Annotated in this window: 21 protein-coding genes, 2 tRNA genes and 1 pseudogene; 8 read left to right on the top strand and 16 right to left on the bottom strand. The window is 68.5% G+C overall.

What is annotated here, in order from left to right:
* Positions 1-12 precede the first annotated feature (12 nt).
* From I6J71_RS08940 to I6J71_RS08890, 11 genes are all read right to left on the bottom strand, one after another.
* A complete protein-coding gene (locus tag I6J71_RS08940) occupies positions 13-1,356 on the bottom strand; it encodes an AAA family ATPase (RefSeq protein WP_204094285.1) in 1,344 nt (447 codons plus the stop codon).
* A complete protein-coding gene (locus tag I6J71_RS08935) occupies positions 1,353-2,288 on the bottom strand; it encodes a hypothetical protein (protein WP_204094284.1) in 936 nt (311 codons plus the stop codon). Before I6J71_RS08935 ends, I6J71_RS08940 begins: the two co-directional genes overlap by 4 nt.
* A complete protein-coding gene (locus I6J71_RS08930) occupies positions 2,261-2,596 on the bottom strand; it encodes a hypothetical protein (RefSeq protein ID WP_204094283.1) in 336 nt (111 codons plus the stop codon). Before I6J71_RS08930 ends, I6J71_RS08935 begins: the two co-directional genes overlap by 28 nt.
* Entirely contained in the window at positions 2,589-2,864 is a 276-nt protein-coding gene (locus I6J71_RS08925; RefSeq protein ID WP_204094282.1) for a hypothetical protein, read from the bottom strand. Before I6J71_RS08925 ends, I6J71_RS08930 begins: the two co-directional genes overlap by 8 nt.
* Positions 2,857-3,045 carry a hypothetical protein gene (locus tag I6J71_RS08920; RefSeq protein ID WP_204094281.1) on the bottom strand — a complete coding sequence of 63 codons (189 nt, stop codon included), beginning with the start codon at positions 3,043-3,045 and terminating at the stop codon, positions 2,857-2,859. Before I6J71_RS08920 ends, I6J71_RS08925 begins: the two co-directional genes overlap by 8 nt.
* Positions 3,042-3,551, bottom strand: coding sequence for a hypothetical protein (locus tag I6J71_RS08915; RefSeq protein ID WP_204094280.1), 510 nt, complete (start codon positions 3,549-3,551; stop codon positions 3,042-3,044). Before I6J71_RS08915 ends, I6J71_RS08920 begins: the two co-directional genes overlap by 4 nt.
* The gene (locus tag I6J71_RS08910) at positions 3,548-3,820 is read right to left on the bottom strand and encodes a hypothetical protein (RefSeq protein WP_204094279.1); all 273 of its coding nucleotides are present in this window, start codon (positions 3,818-3,820) and stop codon (positions 3,548-3,550) included. Before I6J71_RS08910 ends, I6J71_RS08915 begins: the two co-directional genes overlap by 4 nt.
* Complete coding sequence (locus I6J71_RS08905; protein WP_204094278.1) at positions 3,817-4,614, bottom strand: hypothetical protein; 798 nt, start codon at positions 4,612-4,614, stop codon at positions 3,817-3,819. Before I6J71_RS08905 ends, I6J71_RS08910 begins: the two co-directional genes overlap by 4 nt.
* On the bottom strand, positions 4,614-4,799 hold the full coding sequence (locus I6J71_RS08900) for a hypothetical protein (protein WP_204094277.1): 186 nt from the start codon (positions 4,797-4,799) through the stop codon (positions 4,614-4,616). Before I6J71_RS08900 ends, I6J71_RS08905 begins: the two co-directional genes overlap by 1 nt.
* A 62-nt stretch (positions 4,800-4,861) precedes the next feature.
* Positions 4,862-5,401, bottom strand: a complete 540-nt coding sequence (locus I6J71_RS08895) for a hypothetical protein (protein WP_204094276.1) — start codon at positions 5,399-5,401, stop codon at positions 4,862-4,864.
* A complete protein-coding gene (locus tag I6J71_RS08890; RefSeq protein WP_204094275.1) occupies positions 5,398-5,607 on the bottom strand; it encodes a helix-turn-helix domain-containing protein in 210 nt (69 codons plus the stop codon). Before I6J71_RS08890 ends, I6J71_RS08895 begins: the two co-directional genes overlap by 4 nt.
* 247 nt (positions 5,608-5,854) lie before the next feature.
* Here I6J71_RS08890 and I6J71_RS08885 point away from each other — a divergent pair, with 247 nt between their 5' ends.
* Together I6J71_RS08885 and I6J71_RS08880 are read left to right on the top strand one after the other, a co-directional pair.
* A complete protein-coding gene (locus tag I6J71_RS08885; RefSeq protein ID WP_204094274.1) occupies positions 5,855-6,898 on the top strand; it encodes a helix-turn-helix transcriptional regulator in 1,044 nt (347 codons plus the stop codon).
* Positions 6,867-8,096, top strand: a complete 1,230-nt coding sequence (locus I6J71_RS08880; RefSeq protein WP_204094273.1) for a tyrosine-type recombinase/integrase — start codon at positions 6,867-6,869, stop codon at positions 8,094-8,096. The genes I6J71_RS08885 and I6J71_RS08880 overlap by 32 nt, the downstream gene beginning before the upstream one ends.
* Before the next feature lie 183 nt (positions 8,097-8,279).
* On the opposite strand, the gene I6J71_RS08875 is transcribed toward I6J71_RS08880, so the two are convergent.
* Positions 8,280-8,996: a M50 family metallopeptidase gene (locus I6J71_RS08875; RefSeq protein WP_204096947.1), complete on the bottom strand. Its 717-nt coding sequence runs from the start codon at positions 8,994-8,996 to the stop codon at positions 8,280-8,282.
* A gap of 313 nt (positions 8,997-9,309) precedes the next feature.
* The gene (locus I6J71_RS08870; protein WP_239154565.1) at positions 9,310-10,290 is read right to left on the bottom strand and encodes a DNA-3-methyladenine glycosylase; all 981 of its coding nucleotides are present in this window, start codon (positions 10,288-10,290) and stop codon (positions 9,310-9,312) included.
* 166 nt (positions 10,291-10,456) lie between these two features.
* Between I6J71_RS08870 and I6J71_RS08865 the strand changes: the two genes are divergently transcribed.
* The 3 genes from I6J71_RS08865 (at position 10,457) to I6J71_RS08855 (ending at position 13,710) form a co-directional block, all read left to right on the top strand.
* Positions 10,457-11,227 carry a class I SAM-dependent methyltransferase gene (locus I6J71_RS08865; protein WP_239154562.1) on the top strand — a complete coding sequence of 257 codons (771 nt, stop codon included), beginning with the start codon at positions 10,457-10,459 and terminating at the stop codon, positions 11,225-11,227.
* 35 nt (positions 11,228-11,262) lie between these two features.
* Positions 11,263-12,585, top strand: a complete 1,323-nt coding sequence (locus I6J71_RS08860) for a M20 family metallopeptidase (RefSeq protein ID WP_204094272.1) — start codon at positions 11,263-11,265, stop codon at positions 12,583-12,585.
* Positions 12,586-12,696: 111 nt separating this feature from the next.
* On the top strand, positions 12,697-13,710 hold the full coding sequence (locus I6J71_RS08855; protein WP_204094271.1) for a S1C family serine protease: 1,014 nt from the start codon (positions 12,697-12,699) through the stop codon (positions 13,708-13,710).
* A gap of 127 nt (positions 13,711-13,837) precedes the next feature.
* On the opposite strand, the gene I6J71_RS08850 is transcribed toward I6J71_RS08855, so the two are convergent.
* Positions 13,838-14,221, bottom strand: coding sequence for a DUF3224 domain-containing protein (locus I6J71_RS08850; protein ID WP_204094270.1), 384 nt, complete (start codon positions 14,219-14,221; stop codon positions 13,838-13,840).
* 75 nt (positions 14,222-14,296) lie between these two features.
* Positions 14,297-15,826, bottom strand: coding sequence for a helicase HerA-like domain-containing protein (locus I6J71_RS08845; RefSeq protein WP_204094269.1), 1,530 nt, complete (start codon positions 15,824-15,826; stop codon positions 14,297-14,299).
* Between the two features lie 117 nt (positions 15,827-15,943).
* Between I6J71_RS08845 and orn the strand changes: the two genes are divergently transcribed.
* The 3 genes from orn (at position 15,944) to I6J71_RS08830 (ending at position 17,195) form a co-directional block, all read left to right on the top strand.
* Entirely contained in the window at positions 15,944-16,552 is a 609-nt protein-coding gene (gene orn, locus I6J71_RS08840) for an oligoribonuclease (protein ID WP_204094268.1), read from the top strand.
* 72 nt (positions 16,553-16,624) lie between these two features.
* Positions 16,625-16,700 (top strand) — tRNA-His (locus I6J71_RS08835).
* A gap of 422 nt (positions 16,701-17,122) precedes the next feature.
* Positions 17,123-17,195, top strand: a tRNA-Lys gene (locus I6J71_RS08830).
* Positions 17,196-17,404: 209 nt separating this feature from the next.
* On the opposite strand, the pseudogene I6J71_RS50465 reads toward I6J71_RS08830, so the two are convergent.
* Positions 17,405-17,887, bottom strand: a pseudogene (locus I6J71_RS50465) (tyrosine-type recombinase/integrase); the annotation flags it as partial.
* Positions 17,888-18,576 lie beyond the last annotated feature (689 nt).

The raw sequence follows: 18,576 nt of genomic DNA, 5'->3' as shown, positions 1-18,576 counted from the left end.
GCTCGTCTCCGATCAGAACTCGTTGATCACTTCGGCGTCGTCGTAGTAGGTCGGGTCGAACGGCTCCCACGGCAAGGTGGTGCCGTAGCGGAGCCGGTCGGGCCACGCGCGTTCTTCGCGGGAGCCGCGCCAGGGCACCACGTCGACGACGACGGGGCGTTGGCTGTTCACGCGGCTGAGCCGCTGGCCGAGGGTGTTGAGGTAGGCGGCGACCTCGCCCTCGGCCTTGGCGCGGCGCATGCCGTAGCCGAACTCGGGCCAGCGCAGCCACAGGCTGGAGCCCGCGGGGCGGACTTTGCGTTCGCCGTTGGTGTCGGTGGCGTGCCCGGAGTGGGCTTCGGTGATGAACGCGCAGTTGTGCCGGACGCGCAGCGAGTCGATGACGTGCTGCATCTCGCGGACCGCCCCGGGGTCGGACTCGTCGCGTGTGGACAGCCGGTAGATGGGGCCCATGACGAGCACGTCGGGGGCGGCGGCGGTGACGAACCGTTCGAGCCATTGGCGGTCGGTGGCGCCGGTGATGTCGAGCCCTTCGGGCCGGAATTCGATCAGGAGGTTGTTCTTCCAGTCGGCGGGGCCGAGGCCGTTCGCGGCGCGCGCGTCGTCGACGTTGCGGACCAGGCGCCGGTACCGGCCGCGGGCCTGGCGGGGCGTGAGCTCGCAGTCGACGACCGCGACCCGTAGGCCTTGGTCGCCGTCGCCGAGGACGGCCGCGGTGAACGGGTGCAGCCCGCCGACCATGGTCGTGACCATCTGCGTGAGCAGCACCGACTTGCCGCCGCCCTCGGCGCCGGTGAGCACGACGCGGTCCATGCGTTCCATCAGCCCGGGCGTGAGCCAGTCGAACGTGTCCTGCCCCTCGAGGAGGTCCACGACCGAGCTGAGCTGGAAGTGCGCGGGGCGGGCGGACTTCTCGGCGTCGTCGCACGCGTGGCGCAGCTCGCGGGCGAGGCCGGCCACGTCGAGCCCGTACCCGCCTTCCCAGTTCTCGCGGCACCGGTCGAGGGTCTCCTGCAGCGAGGCGACGAACCCGTTCTGCGAGTGCACGTCGAGGATGCGGGCGGCGTAGGCGGGCGCGTTGTCGCTGGTGTGGAACCCGAGGAACAGGCTTTCGAGGAAGTCGTCGGTGAGGACACCGGACGCTCCTCGAGCTGCGATCACGGACTTCACCGTGGTGAGGTCGATCGGTTCGCCACGCGAGTCCATCTCCCGCAGGACGATGGCCAGGCGACGGTGCAGCGGGTTGTGCCAGGCCTCGTGCGGCACGGTGTGCAGGTGCTCGACGACGGTGTCGGGGTGCGCGAGCGCGGACCCCAGCAAGGACTGCTCGGCCGCGATGTCGTAGATGCTGATCATTCCTCGGCCCACACCTTGATCGGGGGTGCCGACGCGGCAGCGGACTCCCAGAGGTCGCCGGCGAGGTAGCGCTCGAAGTCCTTGCGATACCTGGGCTGGCTCACCGACGCGAAGTAGCGCGGGATGGCGTCGACGATCACCGTGGGGTCGGCGCGCTTGATCGCGCGCCGCCACTCGGCGAACGACTTGCGCTTGGAGCCCTTGCGCTCGTAGGCCAGCCACGCGGCTTCGAAGTCGTCGGGGTAGCTCTCCGGCGCGGCAGCGCCAGCCCCGTCAGGGGCGGCGTTTTCGCGCGGAGTGAGGTGCTGGAGTAAGGAGCTGGAGTTAGGAGCAGGAGTAGGGGACCCCTTACCCGAACCCTTCGGTTTAGGGTTTCCCAACCCCTCACCCGACCCCTTTCCAGACCGGTTAGACGGCCCCTTGCCCAACGGGTAAACCGATGGGTCAACGGAGGCTTTCCGGAGGAGATCGGATGCCTTCTCCGACCCCCAACCCTTGAGGTCGGGGAAGTCCTCCTGGAGGCGGCGAAGCTCGTGGACGACCACGCCGCGCAGCACCGACGACGCGACCGCCCCATGCGCGGCCGCCATCGCCGTGGCCATCTTCGGCTGCTTCATCAGCCCGTCGTGCCTGACGAACGAGCGCACCAGGATCTCCTCGGTGCTTTCGTCGATCACGACGAACAACCGCTCTACCAGCTCGGTCGCGGCGTCTTCGACGCGTTCGACCGTCCAGCCCTGCGCCAGGGCCGCGATGCGGCGTGGGCGCCAGTCCCCCACGCCGCAGTAGTTCAGCGAGCGCGAGGTCAGCAGCACGAAGTAGAGGTGCTGCGCTTCCGGGCTGAGCAGACGGACATCGTCGTCTTCCCACAGGGCCAGCTTGATCTGGGCAAACTCGCGCGCCATCAGGCCGCCCTCCTCTTCGTGATCCACTCTTCGACACGCGCCCACGACTCATCTGTCTGGGCGCGGATTTCCTCCGGGGTCAGCGCCGGCCGGGTCGACACCGCCCGGCGGCGCGCCAGCTCGGTGTAGGACACGCCGTAGCCCGATCCGCGGAACAGCTCGGCGATGGCGTTCGAGGACTCGCGCACGTCGGCGCGGTAGGCCCACTCGACCCACTCGGCCAGCAGCTCCGCCACGTGCGGGCTCTCGTTGAGCAGCCGCCACGCCCCCGCGTCGAGCACGAGCAGGTCGTACTCGACGCGGGGAATGGTGACCTCGTTGGACGGGTCAGGCACCGACACCGCCGGCGTGCTGTGCCTCGGCCGCGCGCTGCTCCGACAGGTACTGGTTGGTGTTCTTCACGATGCAGGCCACGGCGTGCGGGTCGGCGCCGACGAGCACGACCCGGTCGGCCCAGTACGCGACGCGCCGGACCCGCAGTTCCGCGTCCAGGTCAGGCCAGCCGTCACCGAGGTCGATCTCCACCGTGAGCCCGTTGCGGGGCTGGAACGCGCCGAGGTCGGCGAGCTGGATCCGGACGTAGCCGGTGATCTCGTCAGCCACGGTGGCTCCCCTCGTCGAGGATCTTGCGGGCGCGGGCCTCGAGCTGCCGATCGATCTCCGACAGCACCAAGGCGTCGTAACGACGCAGCGCGGCGCGGCTCGGCCAGTGCCGGCCAATCCCGACGCCGACCCACATGCTCGCGATCTGACCGAGCGCTGCGACCACGATGATCCAGCTCACTGGCCGGCCTCCTCGGCGTCGTCGAGCGCGCGAAGGATCCGCTGAGCGGCCACGTCATCGGGCGACATGTGCCGGTCACGGCGGTATCCCATGTGGACCGCGACGGCGCCCCAGTCGGTCACATCGAACGAGGGTTCGTCGTGGCGCCTTGCGTCGGTGTGGATGTAGCGCCACGGCGTCCACTCGACATCGGCGTTCTCCCAGTCCACCAGCGCGGCGAAGGCGGTGACGGAGTACACGACGCCGTAGCTGCGGTCGCTGTGGTCGTCGCGGTACACCCGGTCTTCCACCTTCACCAGCAGGTGGTTGCGGTTGAACCAGAACGGCAAGGTGAACTCGCCGCCACGGTCTTCCATGGCGCGGCGCAACCGGTCAGCGCTGAGCACGCCCCACGCGTCGTCACCACGCTGCGACCACAGGACAGCGAACATGAAGTCCTCGATCACGGCCTTGAGGGCCTGCAGCTCGGTGGCCGGGACGCTCACGGTCTCGGGGATGGTGGTCATCGGGTTGTGTCCTTCCGGGGAGAACGGACCGCGCGGCGGCCGATCGGGATGACCTCGGCGAACTCGTTTTCGGGGGTGTCGTCTTCCCACGGTGTGAACTCGATGCCGTAGGAGTCCAGCGGGACCACGAACCCGGCCGGGGGCGAGAACGCGTCCTGCCACTTCATCTCGCCGGTGAGCACGGCGGCATCACCGCGGATGTGCGCCCGGCCCCAGCAGCCGCTGTCAGCGACCACCAAGACCTCGGCGCCTTCAGCGAAGGTGCTCAAGCGGCACCTCCGAGTCGGCCACAGTCGATGAGGCCAGCCGCGCGGTGTACCGCGTCCAGCATCTGCGCCGGTGTCGCCCCGTCCCGGTGGTAGAGGCGGATCTGCGCGATGGTCATCGCCACCAGCGCGTCGAGCAGCTCCAACTGCTCCACGGTCATGAAGTCCTTCGCAACGTCGGACTTGCAGAACCCTCCGCCACGCTTGCGGGGGGTGCCGGTCTGCTGCTCCTGGGTGGTCTTGATCTGCCGCGCCGTCTTCCCGAACAGCGTCAGGTAAATCGTGTCCTGCACCAACGCGTAGTCCTCACGGACAGCGCCGCCGAGCTTCAGGGAGTGGAGGATGTTCTTGTAGTTGGTCAGCTCCTGGAAGCGGACGATCTTGATAGCGCTTTCACGGTGCTCCGCGGTCGCGGTGGCCTCGACGGCCAGCAGGTAAGTGCGGACCGTCTTCGCCACCGTCGAGCCGGTGAGCAGCTGGCCGACGTTCAGGATCGCCGTGCGCGGGAAGACCAGCAGCGACTTCGCCCGGGATGCGATCCCACTGGCCCCCTTGAAGAGGGCCAGTTCCTCACCGTCGATCTTCCGTAACCCGTTGTGCTCAAGCTCGTCGCGGTTGTCCTCGATCAACGACTCGAGGGTCTTGACCGTGATCTCGTAGTAGTGCGCTACCTGCTCAGTGGTCGCGTGGATGCCGTCGGCCAGAGCCAACGCGCCCACCTTGTCCAGCACGTCGATTCGCCCCGCGTACTGGGCCCGCATCGTCTTCGACTCCGTCAGGATCAACTCGTCCGTCATCAGCGGGCACCTCCATTGACGTCCTTGTCGGCCGACATCAGCCCCTTGGGCACGCCGATCGCCCGCCCGTCCGCACGCACCGCGTAGTCCAGAGTCGCCTGATTGACCTCTGCCTCGGCGTTCTCCTCCGGGGTCTGGCAGCCGGGGCACAGATACCCGGCCGGCACACCGCGCGACATCGTCACGTTCCAGCCGTCACCACGGCCACGCAGCCGACGACGGCACCGCTCACACCGAATGACCTTGCTCACTGGGCACCGCCGCGGGCAATCTGAACGGCGGCGAGCAGTGCACGGCCGACCTGCTCGGCCTCGGCGACTGTGAAGTCGAGCCCTTTGCCCACCTCGCCACCCGTCAGATCGGTGTGCAGACCGATCCGCGGAGCCGATTCGCGGAACGACTGCGCGATCTCCACGAACAGGACGACCTCGTCGGTGTCGTGAGTACCATCGTCGTTCGGGAACTTCGCCCGGACCGCTTCCAGCAGCACCGGCTTGAACTGCAGCAACAACTCGGATGCGTGGCGCCGGTCTTCCGGGTGATCGGTGTCGCCGTGCGGCATGACGCACCACGGGGGCTCAGCGACAGAGTCGGCGTCAGCCAGCCAGAACGCGCCGGTCTCGGTGTGCTGTTCGATCATGGACGGGACGAGTTGCGCCGATGTGGCACACTCGGGGGCAAGCGACATGCTGGTTTCCTCCATGGTCGTTTCGACGGGCCGCCCGGCACCGACCGCCAAGTACGTGGCCGGGTGGTTCGTCTGGGGGTTGTTGGTCATCGCGATCACGCGGACTTCCGGGGCTTCTGCGGGCGCTCGCCCCGGACCCACGCGTCCAGGTCGTCACGGTGGATCCGCCAGGAACCACCAGGGCCGTTCTGGTAGCCGCGCAGCTCGCCGCGCCGTAACGCCTTCAGAAGCGTCTTCGCGTGTCTTCCGGTGTAGGTCGCCCCTCCCGGGGTCCCCATCCACGGGCTCACCGTGGTGTCGGCCATTCGGCCACTCCTTTGCACTCACTTGGAGCCTTGCGTGGCTCCCCGATGACGCCAGACGCTACGCGAAGCGATCGATGCTTCGCAAGGCGACACGCGCAACCGCCATGCGCAGCAACTAGAAGTCCTGCGTGAGGGTGCGTAGTGGTGCGTAGTTATGCGTACTGATGCGTAGCGTGGTGTAGTGTATGGGAGCCGATGGGGGCGTAGCGTTAGATAGCTGCGAAGCAACGGATGCGAGGATTCGGCAATGACTTCGGAGCAAGAGGGCGATCTTGGACACCTCCTCAGGGAGCACCGCACGGCAAGAAAGCTCTCCGTGCGCGGCGCCGCCCGGCGAGCGGGCTTCTCTGAAGGACGATGGCGCCAGCTGGAGTCGGGGTTTGAGCGACGCCACGGAACCAAGATCCCCGTGAACCCGAAGCCGATCACAGTGGTACAGGCCGCAGACGCGGTCGGCTTAGACGCGGAGGTGGCATTAAAAGCAGCCGGCATTTCAGGTACGATCCCGAATATTCAGCGAGCAAACGAAATCCGCGCTACAATCGATGCGTTGACATACTTGTCAAAACAACCAGAATCGATCGCGTCCCACCAGAACATACGCGATGTTATCAACACTGCTAGAACTGTTATTGAGCGAACGCCGGAGAATCATAAAACAAGCCCATTGATCAGGCAGCTTGAATCTCAATTAAGCAGCGTTCGCACCAAATTCGCCATCGGGCAGAGCGCCCACGAAACAGATGTCCACTTCCGAGAGGCGGCGGCCGAAGGATCAGCATTCCTAAATCTTGCGGCACATGGGTCAGGAAAGGCATCGGCCGCTCCAGCGGCAGCGGCCGGACAGGGTACGGCGGGCGGTCCTGACGAGAGTCTCGACCTACGGGGCAGGCTACGCGGGCTAGATCTCGATGCACTGAAGAGACTCCGCGACATGGTCGATGGGGCGATCTTCGTTGCGGAGCATCCGAACGTCGACGAAGAGATTGCCGCAGCTGCCGTTGCTTTTGCAGAAGCGGAAGTACGATATTTTCAGGTCACAGAACCGGAAGAAGCGGCCCACGCCGTCTATGAAGAGATGCGGCAAAATCCATCAAACTTCTCTCCAAAGGAAGCTGAAGATGTGCTAAAGAAATGGAACATCGCGAAGGATGAACGACGGGAAGCTGAACGAGCACTGATGGGCGCCCGGACGATGTACAACGTGCTACGACAGCGAAGGCAAAAAGCAGACCTATACCTCGGCAAGGAGGACGCACGTGCCGAGCACAGAGAAGCTCCCGAGCGGTAGATACCGCGGCCTGTACCGCGACGCCGACGGCAACAAGAAGCGCGTGCCCGGAACCTTCGCGCGCAAGTCGGACGCGAAGGAAGCCGCAGTCGATTTCGAAAGCAAGGCGAAGCGGAAGGCAGCCGCGGAGAAGGGCACGCTCTCGGCGCGCACGACGTGGGGCGAGTGGTGGGAGACCTTCAACGCGGACCGTACGTATGCCTCTGGCCATGGCATCAACCAGGCTGGCTACGTCAAGAACCACGTCATGCCGAAGTGGCAGGATGTGCCGCTCAACGGGATCAAGCACACCGGCGAGAACGGTGTCCAGCCATGGATCGACAGCCTCGTCCGGAAGGGCTTCTCAGCGGCCTACGTACGCAACATCGCGCGCGTGTTCACCTCGTCCATCAACGCTGCCGTGAAGGCCGGGGTACTCGACGCATCCCCGTGCGCCGGCCTGGAGCTCCCGCGCACCAACAAGGGGACAAAGCCGCACGTGTCGCGCAGCCACCGCGACAAGGTCGCGCCCAAGATGAACCCGCGATACCGCGACGCGGTCGACTTCGGGCTCGCCACCGGGCTCAGGCCCGGCGAGCTCGCCGGCTTACACGCGCATCGGGTCGACCTCGACGAGGGCGTCCTAGTGGTGGCTGACGTGTTCGTCGAACGACTGAAGCAGATCCGGGCGTACCCCAAGGACGGCGACTGGCGGGCGGTTCCCCTCACCCGGCAGGCCGTCGACATCATCGGGCGGCAGCTCGACGGGCGGAAGCTGGACACCGGGTGCGGGGTACCGCACATGGACGGCTCGACGTGCACGGGCGCGCTCGTGTGGCTGAACCTGCAAGGCGGAGTGCTGCGTCCCGATCTGCTGTCTCTGCACCTGCGCCGAGCAGCCTCAGGCGCGAACGTCGCGCCCGTTTCGGGCTACGGCGTCCGGCGCGGGTTCGCCACCCAGACCGTCTCCGGCGGCGCCGACGTGTTCACCGTCAAGTCGATCATGGGTCATGCGGACCTCGACGAGCTGGCCGGCTACGTACAGCAGACGGCTGAAGCACGCGCGAAGCTGTTCTCCGCGCTCGGGCAGCGTCCAGGTCTCCGCGCGATCGAGGGCATGGGACGGCGTGGGACGGACCGTGGGACGGACCGTGGGACGGACCGCGATAACCAAGCGCCCCCAGACGCTCCCAGCGAATCGGTAACGGATGCCTCCTGACCTGCGATAACAGTCCCAGATACTCCGCTTTGCTCCCACTGGCTACTAACCGCGTTTCCGCTGGTCGCGAGGAGAACGGCAGCCATATAGTCTGCCGCAACGCCCACATCGGGGGACGGCGGGCTCACCCCTCGGGACGCCCGTCACACAGCGGCGGCCGCTCGCGGCCCCCCGTGGTCACGCTCAGACGACGACCGGCTGCAACAGCCAGAGCGCCCCGGCCACGAGGCAGCTGACCGTCAGCACGACGAACACCAGCACCCACAGCACCGCGGGCACCGCGGTCAACCGGCTCAACTGGTCGGCGTCGGAGTTGCGCGCCTGCCTGCGGTGGCGCTTGATCTGCAGCTCCACCACCGGCCGGACCCCGCCGAACAGCAGGAACCACGTCAGCAGGTACACGAACGGCGCCTGCACCACGGTCGGCGCCACCAGCGCCACGAGCCCCAGCACGACAGCGCTCGCGACCACGGTGAACACGCCGTACGCGTTGCGCACCATGATCAGCACACCCAGCAGCAGCAAAGCGACCAGCACCAGCACCGCGGTGATGAAGTCCTGCCCGACCAGGCTCGCGAACAGCAGCCCCAGCGCCGAGGGCGCGACGTACCCGGCCAGCGCCGTGAACGCCATCCCCGGTCCCTCCGGCTTCCCGCGCGACACGGTGACGCCCGAAGTGTCCGAGTGCAGCTTGATCGACCGCAACCGCCGTCCGACCAGCACGGCGGCCAGCGCGTGGCCCGCCTCGTGCACGATGGTGATCACGTTGCGCGCGAACCGCCACGGCGTGCCCCCGGCCAGCACGATCAGCAGCGCCACGCCGCCGGTGACCAGCGTGATCGCGGCGGGGGTGTTGGCCTGTGTGAGCGCGTCAGCGACGGCTCCCTGCGCCTCAGCCAGGCGCCCCCACCCTCCGGCCAGGGCCGGAGTGGTGGCCACGGATGAGACGTCGAACACGCGCGAAATCACGCGCACACCTCACCACAGGCGACATCTGGCCGCTGTTAGTGCCCGCCGCACCAGGCCGTGTCCGGTTTCGCTATGGGCCGCGGCTCACTCCATGCGTTCCCCTTTCCGACATCCCGGCCTCACCCTCCACCCAGCGACCTCCTTCGTCTTAGCCCGCCTCGTCATCGGTCCCGGCGATCGACCTCGCAGAACCGGCCGCGCCACGGCCGTCTGGCCAGACCCGGCAGCAGCGCCCCCGCGGAAATCAGCCCACCGCCGTCTCCTCGGCCGCGACCGTGACCGTTTCGGGCGTGGCTCCCTGCGCTTCCGGCGCCACGGCGTCGCGGGTGGCACGGAAGAGGAGCGCGACCCAGCTGCGGTACGGGCGCCAGTCGTCAGCCAGGCGTTCGAGCTGCTCGGGCGGGACGGAGGCCGGGAGGGAGTACACCTCTCGCATCGCGGCGTGCAGGCGGCCGTCGGCGCGGGGGAACAGGTCCGGGTGGCCGGCGGCGCGGATGAGGATCTGCTCGGCGGAGAAGCGGCCGATGCCGGGGATCGCGCACAGCGCGGCCAGCGCCTCGGGCACCGGCACGCCGCGGAGTGCGGCCTGGTCGAGACGGCCGTCCAAGGCGGCCTGGGCGACCGAGCGCAGGCGGGCGACGCGGAAGTCGGCGAGGCCCTCCTCCGACGCCAACTCGGCCAGCGCCCCCGGCGCGGGGAACGAAACGATTTGGTACTCGCCCACGTCGACGATGCGGCCGTGCCGTTCGGCGAGCAGGCGGCGGCGCTTCATGGCCTGGGTGAAACGCATGCCCTGCGCGAGCACCGACCAGCACGCGGCCTCGTACGGCGACGAGAACAGCACCGGCCGAAGACCCGGCCACGACGCTCTCAGCCGAGCGGCCACCGAATCGCGCCGGTCGACGTCGGGCAGGGCGGACGCGTCGACGTCGAGTGACAGCACGCGGCTGACCTGGGTCATCACGCGCGGCGCGAGATCGACCGGCGCTGACACCTCGACCTCCACCGTACCCGGCGATCTCTGGCGGATCGCGGCACCGGCGTGGGTCCACACGCCGTCGACCGCGAAGGCCAGCCGCAGGACGCCCGGCTCCACGGCGGCGTCGGGACGCCCAGCGGGACCGAAGCCGGCCAGGTAGCGGCTCGCGACGGTGAGGTCGAACGGCCCGCGCACGGCGATTTCGCCGGTCGGCACGTTCATCGGCAGCAGGATCGGTGCGGTCATCGTGGTTCCCTCCTCTGCGGGCTCCGGGGCTCGGAGACCGTGGGGAAGACGCTAGGAACGGGCACCGACAGACCGAGGGCTCGAACGCCTGATCGGCCGGATCTTCACCCGATCGTGGAAGTGGGGGCTTTGGCATACTGCCGGTATCCGAAAGGAAGGAGCGCCGGTGACCACGCAGCCGACCGCCCGGGACCGGCTCGCCGACCTGCTCGACGCCCCGGCGAAACCCGTGGACGCGGGCTACCTCGACGTCCTCGGCGACGCGCCCCAGGCCGGGCCCACCACGGGGCTCACCCAGCGCGTGATGCGCACGACCCTGCTCCCCCAGGTCTATGAACACTACTGGCGCCCCGCCTTCGGCCGCCTGTTCAAGGGCCCCTTCGGCCCGAGCATGGCCGACGAGATCCGGCTCGCCGTCGAACTGCTCGCCCTGCGCCCGGGCCAGCTCGCGCTCGACGTCGCGTGCGGCACCGGCCGCTTCACGCGCGCGTTCGGCCAAGCCGTCGGCGCCGAGGGCCTCGCCATCGGCCTCGACGGCGCCCCCGCGATGCTCACCCGCGCCGTCGCCGAGACCCCGGTCGCGGCCGGCGTCGCCTACCTCCGCGCCGACGCCGTCGAGCCGCCCTTCCCACCCTCCACAGTGGACGCGGTCTGCTGCTTCGCCGCGCTGCACATGTTCGCGGAGCCCGAACGCGCACTGGACTCGTTCGCGCGCATCCTGCGTCCCGGCGGCCGCGTCGTGCTCCTCACGAGCGCGCGGCGCGACTGGCAACCCGCGCGAATCGTCGACACGGCGGGCGGAATCCTCAGCGGGCAGCGGATGTTCGACCGCGGAGAAATCGCGGCGGCCTTGCGCGCCCGGGGATTCGTCGTGATCACCGAACGGTTCTCGGGCGTCACCCAGATCGTCGCCGGGAAGCTCCCCGAGGCGAACTGATCCACTTCGTCGGTGCCCGGGGTTAGCATCCCCGCATGACCGACGCCGCTCCCGTCCCACCCGACGACGCCCACCTCCGCGCTCTCATCGAAGCCACGGCCGAAGCCGTCGCGAACGCCGAACCCCTCGGCTCCGACCACACCGGAGCCGACGCCGGCGTGCGCGCCGCGGTCGAGCGGGAAGTCCAGGCTCGCGCCCCGGAGCTCGTTGCCCTGAGCCAAGACCTGCACGCCCACCCGGAAGAGGGCTTCGCCGAACACCGGTCCGTCGGCGCTCTGGCCGAGCTCCTGCGTGCCCAGGGCCACGAGGTCACCGTCGGCCTCGGCGGCCTCGACACGGCGTTGCGCGCGAGCACCCCGGACAACGGCGGCCCGCACATCGCCGTCCTGTCGGAGTACGACGCGCTGCCGGGGCTCGGCCACGCGTGCGGGCACAACGTCATCTGCACGACCGGCGCGGGTGGGTTCCTCGGCGCGGCCACCGTCGCCGAGCAGCTGGGCGGCCGCGTTTCCCTCATCGGCACACCTGCGGAGGAGGGGGGCGGGGGCAAGGAGACGCTCGCGCGCGCCGGTGTGTTCGACGACGTCGACGCCGTGATCATGCTCCACCCGTTCAGCCACGACATCGCGCTGCACCCGTTCCTCGGGCGGCGCCAGCTGGAAATGGTCTTCCACGGCGTCGGCGCGCACGCGTCGGCGCAGCCGTTCATGGGGCGCAACGCACTCGACGCCGCCGTGCTCGCGTACCAGGGCGTGTCGGGGCTGCGCCAGCAGCTGCCCTCCAGCGACCGCGTGCACGGCGTCTTCACCGACGGCGGCGCCCGCCCCAACGTGATCCCCGAGCGCGCCGCGCTCCTGTTCTACCTCCGCTCGGCCAACCCGGAAACGCTTCGGGACCTCGCGAACCGGATGACCGCGATCGCCCACGGCGCCGCGGAAATGACCGGCTGCGGCGTGGAACTGACGTGGGATTCGCAGCCGGCGTACCTGCCGATCCGGTTCAACACCACACTCGCCGGCCGCTGGACGGCCAACCAGCTCGGCACCGGCCGCAAGCCGCTGCCGCCGGGCATCGTGCCGGAGTTCCTCACGGGCTCGACGGACTTGGGCAACCTGTCGTACCGGATGCCGGCGCTGCACCCGATGATCGCCGTGTCCGGAAGCACGGTTGCCTTGCACACCAAGGAGTTCGCGGAAGCCGCGGGCTCACCGTCGGGTGACAAGGCCGTCGTCGACGGCGCGCTCGGGCTCGCGCTCACGGCCGCCGACTACCTCGCCGACGAAGCGCTGCGCATAGCCGTGCACGACGAGTTCGAAGCCGCGGGAGGTGCGCTGGACGTCCCGGCTTTCTTCGACTGAAACCCACGGATTTCCGCTGAGGAATGCCTGAGGATTCTCAGGAGATTCTTCTCAGCAAAGCCGCAGGTGTTTCCACAGGGTTCTCACAACCGTGGCGGCGAACCTGGTGTCATGACCGAGAACGAGAGTCGGCCCGGCCCCGCCTCATCCGGTGGGCACCAGCCGCACCAGAACCCCCAGCACCCCTACCCGTACGCCCAGTACGGGTACCAGCAGCAGGCCGCGCCGAACCCGCTCTTCGCGCAGCAGCCGCAGCCGGCTCCGCAGGCGACCCCGCCGCGGCGCCGGGGCGGCAAGCTCGCCGCCGTGGTGGGCGCGACCGCGCTCGCCGCCGCGCTGATCGGCGGCGGCGCCGGCGCGGCGATCGTCGGGCTGACCACCACGTCGGTGGCTTCGCCGGCGGCGACGTCGTCCGCGGTCACCGGCCAGACGGTCAGCAACACCACCGCCACCGGCGACGTCAGCCAGGTCGCGGCGAAGGTGACGCCGAGTGTCGTGCAGGTCAACGTCGAAACGGACCAGGGCGAGGCCATCGGCTCGGGCGTCATCCTGACCGCCGACGGCCGGATCCTCACCAATGCCCACGTGGTCAGCGGCGCGGTCGGCGACGTCACGATCACCACGTCGGACGGCAAGCAGTACCAGGCCGGTGTGCTCGGTGCCGACACCAAGGGCGACATCGCCGTGCTGCAGGCGAAGGGCGCGAGCGGGCTCAGCGCCGCCAGCCTCGGCGACTCGAGCAAGCTGGTGGTCGGCCAGGAGGTCGTCGCCATCGGCTCGCCGGGCGGGCTGCAGAACACCGTGACCACCGGCATTGTCAGTGCGCTGAACCGGCCGCTGTCCGACGTCGGCGGGGGCGAGCAGCAGCAGGAGTCGCCGTTCAGCCGGACGTCCAACGCGGCTGACAACGGCCCCAGCTACACCGCGATCCAGACCGATGCCTCGATCAACCAGGGCAACTCGGGTGGCGCGCTCGTGAACGCCCAGGGCCGGGTGATCGGCATCAACTCCGCGATCTACAGCCCGACGGCCTCGGCCAACGGCGCGGCAGGCAGCGTCGGGATCGGCTTCGCCATCCCGATCAACGACGCCAAGACGATTGTCGACCAGATCGTCAACGGCTGACCCGGAACGCCGGACGGACCGCGGTCGGGGCGGCCCGTCCGACCTTCCTCGCCCGATTCGGGGTCGGGCGGGGAAACCACGGTGACAGCCGCTCTCCCAGGGATTCGGGGCCCTGGGAGAGCGGCTGTCACGCTGCCGGGAGGTCGTAGGTCAGGGTGAAGGTGTGGTTGCCGGCCTCGTCCATCGTGATCGCCGCGGAACCGGAAATGCCCTCGAGTTCCCCCGTTCCCGAACCCGCCAGGACCACCAGCGACAGGCCTTCGTCACCAGCGGTGTGCCGCAGCACGAACGAGCCCTTCCGCCCGTCGATGGACACCGACAGGCGTTCGAAGGCGACGTAGGCACGCGAAATCGCGTTCGAGGCCGTCAGCATTTCGACGCGGCTGGTGCCTTCGACCGCACCCGTGAACGTCTTGGTGATGGCGACCCGCGCGAACTCCGTGCCACGTGCCTCGTCCTGGGCCTGCGGCTCCCATTTGTCGAGCTCGAACCTCGCGGTGGCGGTGGTCATGACCCTGGTCCTTCCCGATCGGTGAGGCGTCGGCGCCCACACAACCCGCCATACCTGCCATCTGGTGTCAGGTTTTCAGCGCCGCCGGTTGCCGAACAGCCCGCGCGTGATCTCGCGGCCCAACGCGGAGGCCGCCGAGCGCATGAACGACTTCACCGCCGGGTTGGCCATCGTCTGCTCGATGAACCCCGGCTCCTCCTTGCCCGGCTTCGGCGCGGGCGGCGCTTCCGGCACCGGTGCTTCGGCAGGCGGAGCCACCTTCGCGGCCAGCTTCTCGTACGCGGACTCGCGGTCGATCGTCTGCGCGTATTTCGCCTGCAGGTCCGAGGCCGTGACCGCCGCCGCGACCGCCTGCGCGCCGATCGAGCCCATCTTCGACCGCGGCGCGCGCAGCCGCGTCCACGCGACGGGCGTCGGTGCACCGCGCTCCGACAACACCGTGACGACCGCCTCCCCGATTCCGAGCGACGTCAGCGCCGATTCGAGGTCGTAGTGCGGCGTCTTCGGGTACGTCTTGACCGTCCTGACCAGGGCCTTCTGGTCATCCGGCGTGAACGCGCGCAACGCGTGCTGCACGCGCGCACCCAGCTGCGACAGCACGGCGTTCGGGATGTCCGTGGGCAGCTGCGTGCAGAAGAACACGCCGACGCCCTTGGACCGGATCAGCTTCACCGTCTGCTCGATGCGCTCCAGAAACGCCTTCGACGCGTCGTTGAACAGCAGGTGTGCCTCGTCGAAGAAGAAGACGAGCTTCGGCTTGTCGAGGTCACCCTCCTCCGGCAGCTCCTCGAACAGCTCGGCCAGCAGCCACATCAGGAACGTCGAGAACAGCGCCGGCTTCGACTGCAGGTTGTCCAGCTCCAGCAGCGTGACGACCCCCTTGCCGTCCAGCTCGCGCATGAGGTCGTGGACGTCGAGCTCGGGCTCGCCGAAGAAGTCCTCGCCACCCTGGGCCTCCAGATTGGACAGTGCGCGCAGGATTACCCCGGCCGTCGCCGCGGAGACGCCGCCGATGTCCTTGAGGTCAGCCTTGCCCTCGTCGCTGGTGAGGTGGGTGATCACCGACCGCAGGTCCTTGGTGTCGAGCAGCGCCAGGCCGCGCTGGTCGGCCCAGTAGAAGATGAGGCCGAGCGTCGACTCCTGCGTTTCGTTCAGCTCCAGCACCTTGGACAGCAGGACGGGGCCGAAGCTCGTGATCGTCGCGCGGATCGGCGACCCCTTGCCACCGGTGCCCAGCGACAGGAACTGCACGGGGGTCGCGGCCGGCGCCCAGTCGTCACCCAGCTCCTGCGCGCGCTTGGTGAGCTTGTCGTTCGGCTCCGCTGCCGCCGACAGGCCCGACAAGTCGCCCTTCACGTCCGCCAGCACGACCGGGACCCCGGCGGCCGACAGCTGCTCCGAGATCAGCTGCAACGTCTTCGTCTTGCCGGTACCGGTCGCGCCGGCGACCACGCCGTGGCGGTTCAGCGTCGCCAACGGCAGGCGTACGGCCGCGGCCGCGTCGGCCTGCCCGTCGATGACGACGGCTCCCAGCTCCACCGCGGCGCCCTCGCTCACATACCCCTGCGCGATCTCCGCCGCAGGCCCCGACCCCTGCTCGGCCACTCCCCACACTCCGGTCCGTGTCCCAAATCACACCGTTTCACCTGGCCGCCCGAGCGTAACGCGCCGAATGCGCAGGTAACCCCGCTGACATCCCCGTGTCGGGTTAGGGTTGTCCGGGTGACCGACCATCTAGTCTGGATCGACTGCGAGATGACGGGGCTCGACCTCGGCAAGGACGCGTTGATCGAAATAGCCGCTTTGGTGACCGACGCCGACCTCAACGTGCTCGGCGACGGAGTCGACATCGTCATCCACACCGACGACACCACGCTCGACGGCATGCCGCAGGTCGTCCACGACATGCACGCCAAGTCCGGGCTCACGGAAGAGGTCCGCGCCTCCACGGTCACCCTCGCCGAGGCCGAGCAGCGCGTGCTCGACTACATCCGCGAACACGTCCCCGACCCCGGCGCGGCCCCCCTGGCGGGCAACTCCATCGCCACCGACCGCGGCTTCATCTCCCGCGACATGCCGACCCTCGACAGCCACCTGCACTACCGCATGGTCGACGTGTCCTCGGTCAAGGAACTCGTACGGCGCTGGTACCCGCGCATCTACTACGCCAAGCCGGAGAAGGGCCTCGCCCACCGCGCCCTCGCGGACATCAAGGAGTCCATCGGCGAACTCGACTACTACCGCAGCGTCGCCTTCGTCCCCCAACCCGGCCCGACCAGCGAACAAGCCAAGGCCGCCGCCGCCGAGGTGCAGGAACGGCATCGAAGCTGACCCGGTGAAAACCCGTCGCGAGGGCACGCTACGATTGCTTTCAGCAAGGTGATCGCAGATCCCTCGCGCATGGTGGGCGTAGCTCAGCTGGTAGAGCACCTGGTTGTGGTCCAGGAGGTCGCGGGTTCGAAACCCGTCGCTCACCCCATCACCCCAGTTTGGTCGGATCCTTGCGGGTCCTCCCCCAAGCTGGGGTTTCGCCTTTTTCTGGGGGTCGGCCCCCCAGAACCCGCCAGGGGCCAGCGCCCTGGACTCCCACCCCGTGTGGTTGCGATTTGCGGTGTGGCTGTTCTTCGCCTGGACCGTCCACTGCGGACTGAAGGGCGGTCGCACGAGGGAGATCGCCACGGAGAGTGATGGCGGTCACGCGGGTGATCGCGGGCGAGGTCGGAGACCGGGTGGCGGGGGTTGCGCGGGGAGGGGCAGGGTGCGAAGGTGCAGGTAGGAAGGCTGCCGGGCGGGTGGCGGCCAGGTGCTGCGCGAAAAGGGCACCCCCCTGAAACGGGGCTTGAACAGCCTGCTAATCTTTCTCACGTCGCCGAGGGAAACCGAGGCGGCGGGAAGCACCAAGCGCCATTAGCTCAATTGGCAGAGCAGCTGGCTCTTAACCAGCGGGTTCGGGGTTCGAGTCCCTGATGGCGCACCCTCACTCCCCAGGTTCAGGAATTTTCTGACCTGGGGATTCGTGCTATCTGGACGCTGTTCTTCCACTTTGTCACCGTCCTTTGTGGTCTGCTGTGAGCCCGAGGGGAGCCCGAGATTGCGGGCCGACTGCCGTGGGATAATCGCGGCCGTTGCTTCGGCCGCCGCGAAGGCACTTGCGGCAGCACGCTGGTGTAGGTGTCGGAGGTCACGGTGATCGACGAATGCCGGAGCATGTGCTACAGCCTTCATTTCCACCCCCGCCGCAAGCGCCAGCGTGGCCGCCCCGTGCCGAAGGTCGTGCAGGCGGATCGGCGGCAGCCCGGCGAGCTTGATGATCTCGTAGAACACCTCGGTCACCTCGGCCGGATGCAGCGGAGATCCATCCGGCCGGGTGAACGTGAGGTCGTGCTCCTGCCAGGTGCTCCCCAACCGCGCCTTGTCCACGTCCTGCAGCGCGAGATGCCGTCGAAGAACGAGCACCGAGTCTGCGTCCAACGCGACGACCCCCTCGGAACTGGTCGTCTTCGGCTTCGTCTGCGCCGTCTCCCAGCCCCACTGCACGATCTGGTTGGTCACGTTCAACGTGCCGGCCGCCAGATCGGTCTCCGAGCGCCGCTGCCCGCACGCCTCCCCACGGCGAAGCCCGACATGGGCGATCACATGGAACAACGGATACAGCGGGTGGTTCATCGCACGGTCCAGGAAAGCGCCCGTCTGCTCCGGGGTCCACACCATCACCGGGCCCGGCTTCTGCCCCGTGCGGCGCCACAACTCGACTCGCTCCGGCGTCCATACCAGCGGAGTCGGCCGCACCAATGCCGGCAACTCCACGAGCTTGGCCACGTTCACCAGCAGCAGCCCCTCCCTGACCGCCGGACTCAGCACCGTCTTCAACGTCCCGTTGATCTTGTTGATCGACGTCGGACCGACCGGGCGCTGCCACTTCACGGCCGCGATCTTCACCGGATCCCCGCTCCTGCGGAACTCGGCGATCCGCTCGTTGTGCTCCAGAATCGCCTCATACATCGAATCGAGGTGCCGCACCCGCAGCTTGCGCCGCCGGACCTGCCCCAGATGCGGGCGCAAGTACAGCCGGTCATGCGACTCGTAGGACCGGTAGGTGTTTCGAGCCAGGGTCCGGTGTCGCACCGCGACCTCCTTCGCGGCCAGGAACATCGCGAGGACTTCCTCCATGAGCGGGTCGTCGGTGACATCGGCGCCGACCCGCACCAACCGCCTCATCTCGTCGACGTCTGGCAGCTTCGCCTTCGCAGCGATCGCCTCAGCGATCAGATCACCGATCTTGCGCCGGGTCTCATCGTCGTCTTCCTCCGGGAATCGCCAGAAGATCGCGGACCTGGTCCAGCTGCTCCTGCGCC

The organism is Amycolatopsis sp. FDAARGOS 1241 (assembly GCF_016889705.1).
GTDB lineage: Bacteria > Actinomycetota > Actinomycetes > Mycobacteriales > Pseudonocardiaceae > Amycolatopsis.
The sequence above is the reverse complement of the archived record's forward strand: the minus strand, read 5'-3'. Positions and strand labels throughout refer to the sequence as shown.

Excerpts from the sequence above, each read along its gene's own strand:
- I6J71_RS08885 (WP_204094274.1), top strand. The coding sequence starts at position 5,855 with ATGACTTCGGAGCAAGAGGGCGATCTTGGACACCTCCTCAGGGAGCAC.
- I6J71_RS08940 (WP_204094285.1), bottom strand. The coding sequence starts at position 1,356 with ATGATCAGCATCTACGACATCGCGGCCGAGCAGTCCTTGCTGGGGTCC.
- I6J71_RS08890 (WP_204094275.1), bottom strand. The coding sequence starts at position 5,607 with ATGGCCGACACCACGGTGAGCCCGTGGATGGGGACCCCGGGAGGGGCG.
- I6J71_RS08855 (WP_204094271.1), top strand. The coding sequence starts at position 12,697 with ATGACCGAGAACGAGAGTCGGCCCGGCCCCGCCTCATCCGGTGGGCAC.
- I6J71_RS08850 (WP_204094270.1), bottom strand. The coding sequence starts at position 14,221 with ATGACCACCGCCACCGCGAGGTTCGAGCTCGACAAATGGGAGCCGCAG.
- I6J71_RS08870 (WP_239154565.1), bottom strand. The coding sequence starts at position 10,290 with ATGACCGCACCGATCCTGCTGCCGATGAACGTGCCGACCGGCGAAATC.
- I6J71_RS08915 (WP_204094280.1), bottom strand. The coding sequence starts at position 3,551 with ATGACCACCATCCCCGAGACCGTGAGCGTCCCGGCCACCGAGCTGCAG.
- I6J71_RS08905 (WP_204094278.1), bottom strand. The coding sequence starts at position 4,614 with ATGACGGACGAGTTGATCCTGACGGAGTCGAAGACGATGCGGGCCCAG.
- I6J71_RS08860 (WP_204094272.1), top strand. The coding sequence starts at position 11,263 with ATGACCGACGCCGCTCCCGTCCCACCCGACGACGCCCACCTCCGCGCT.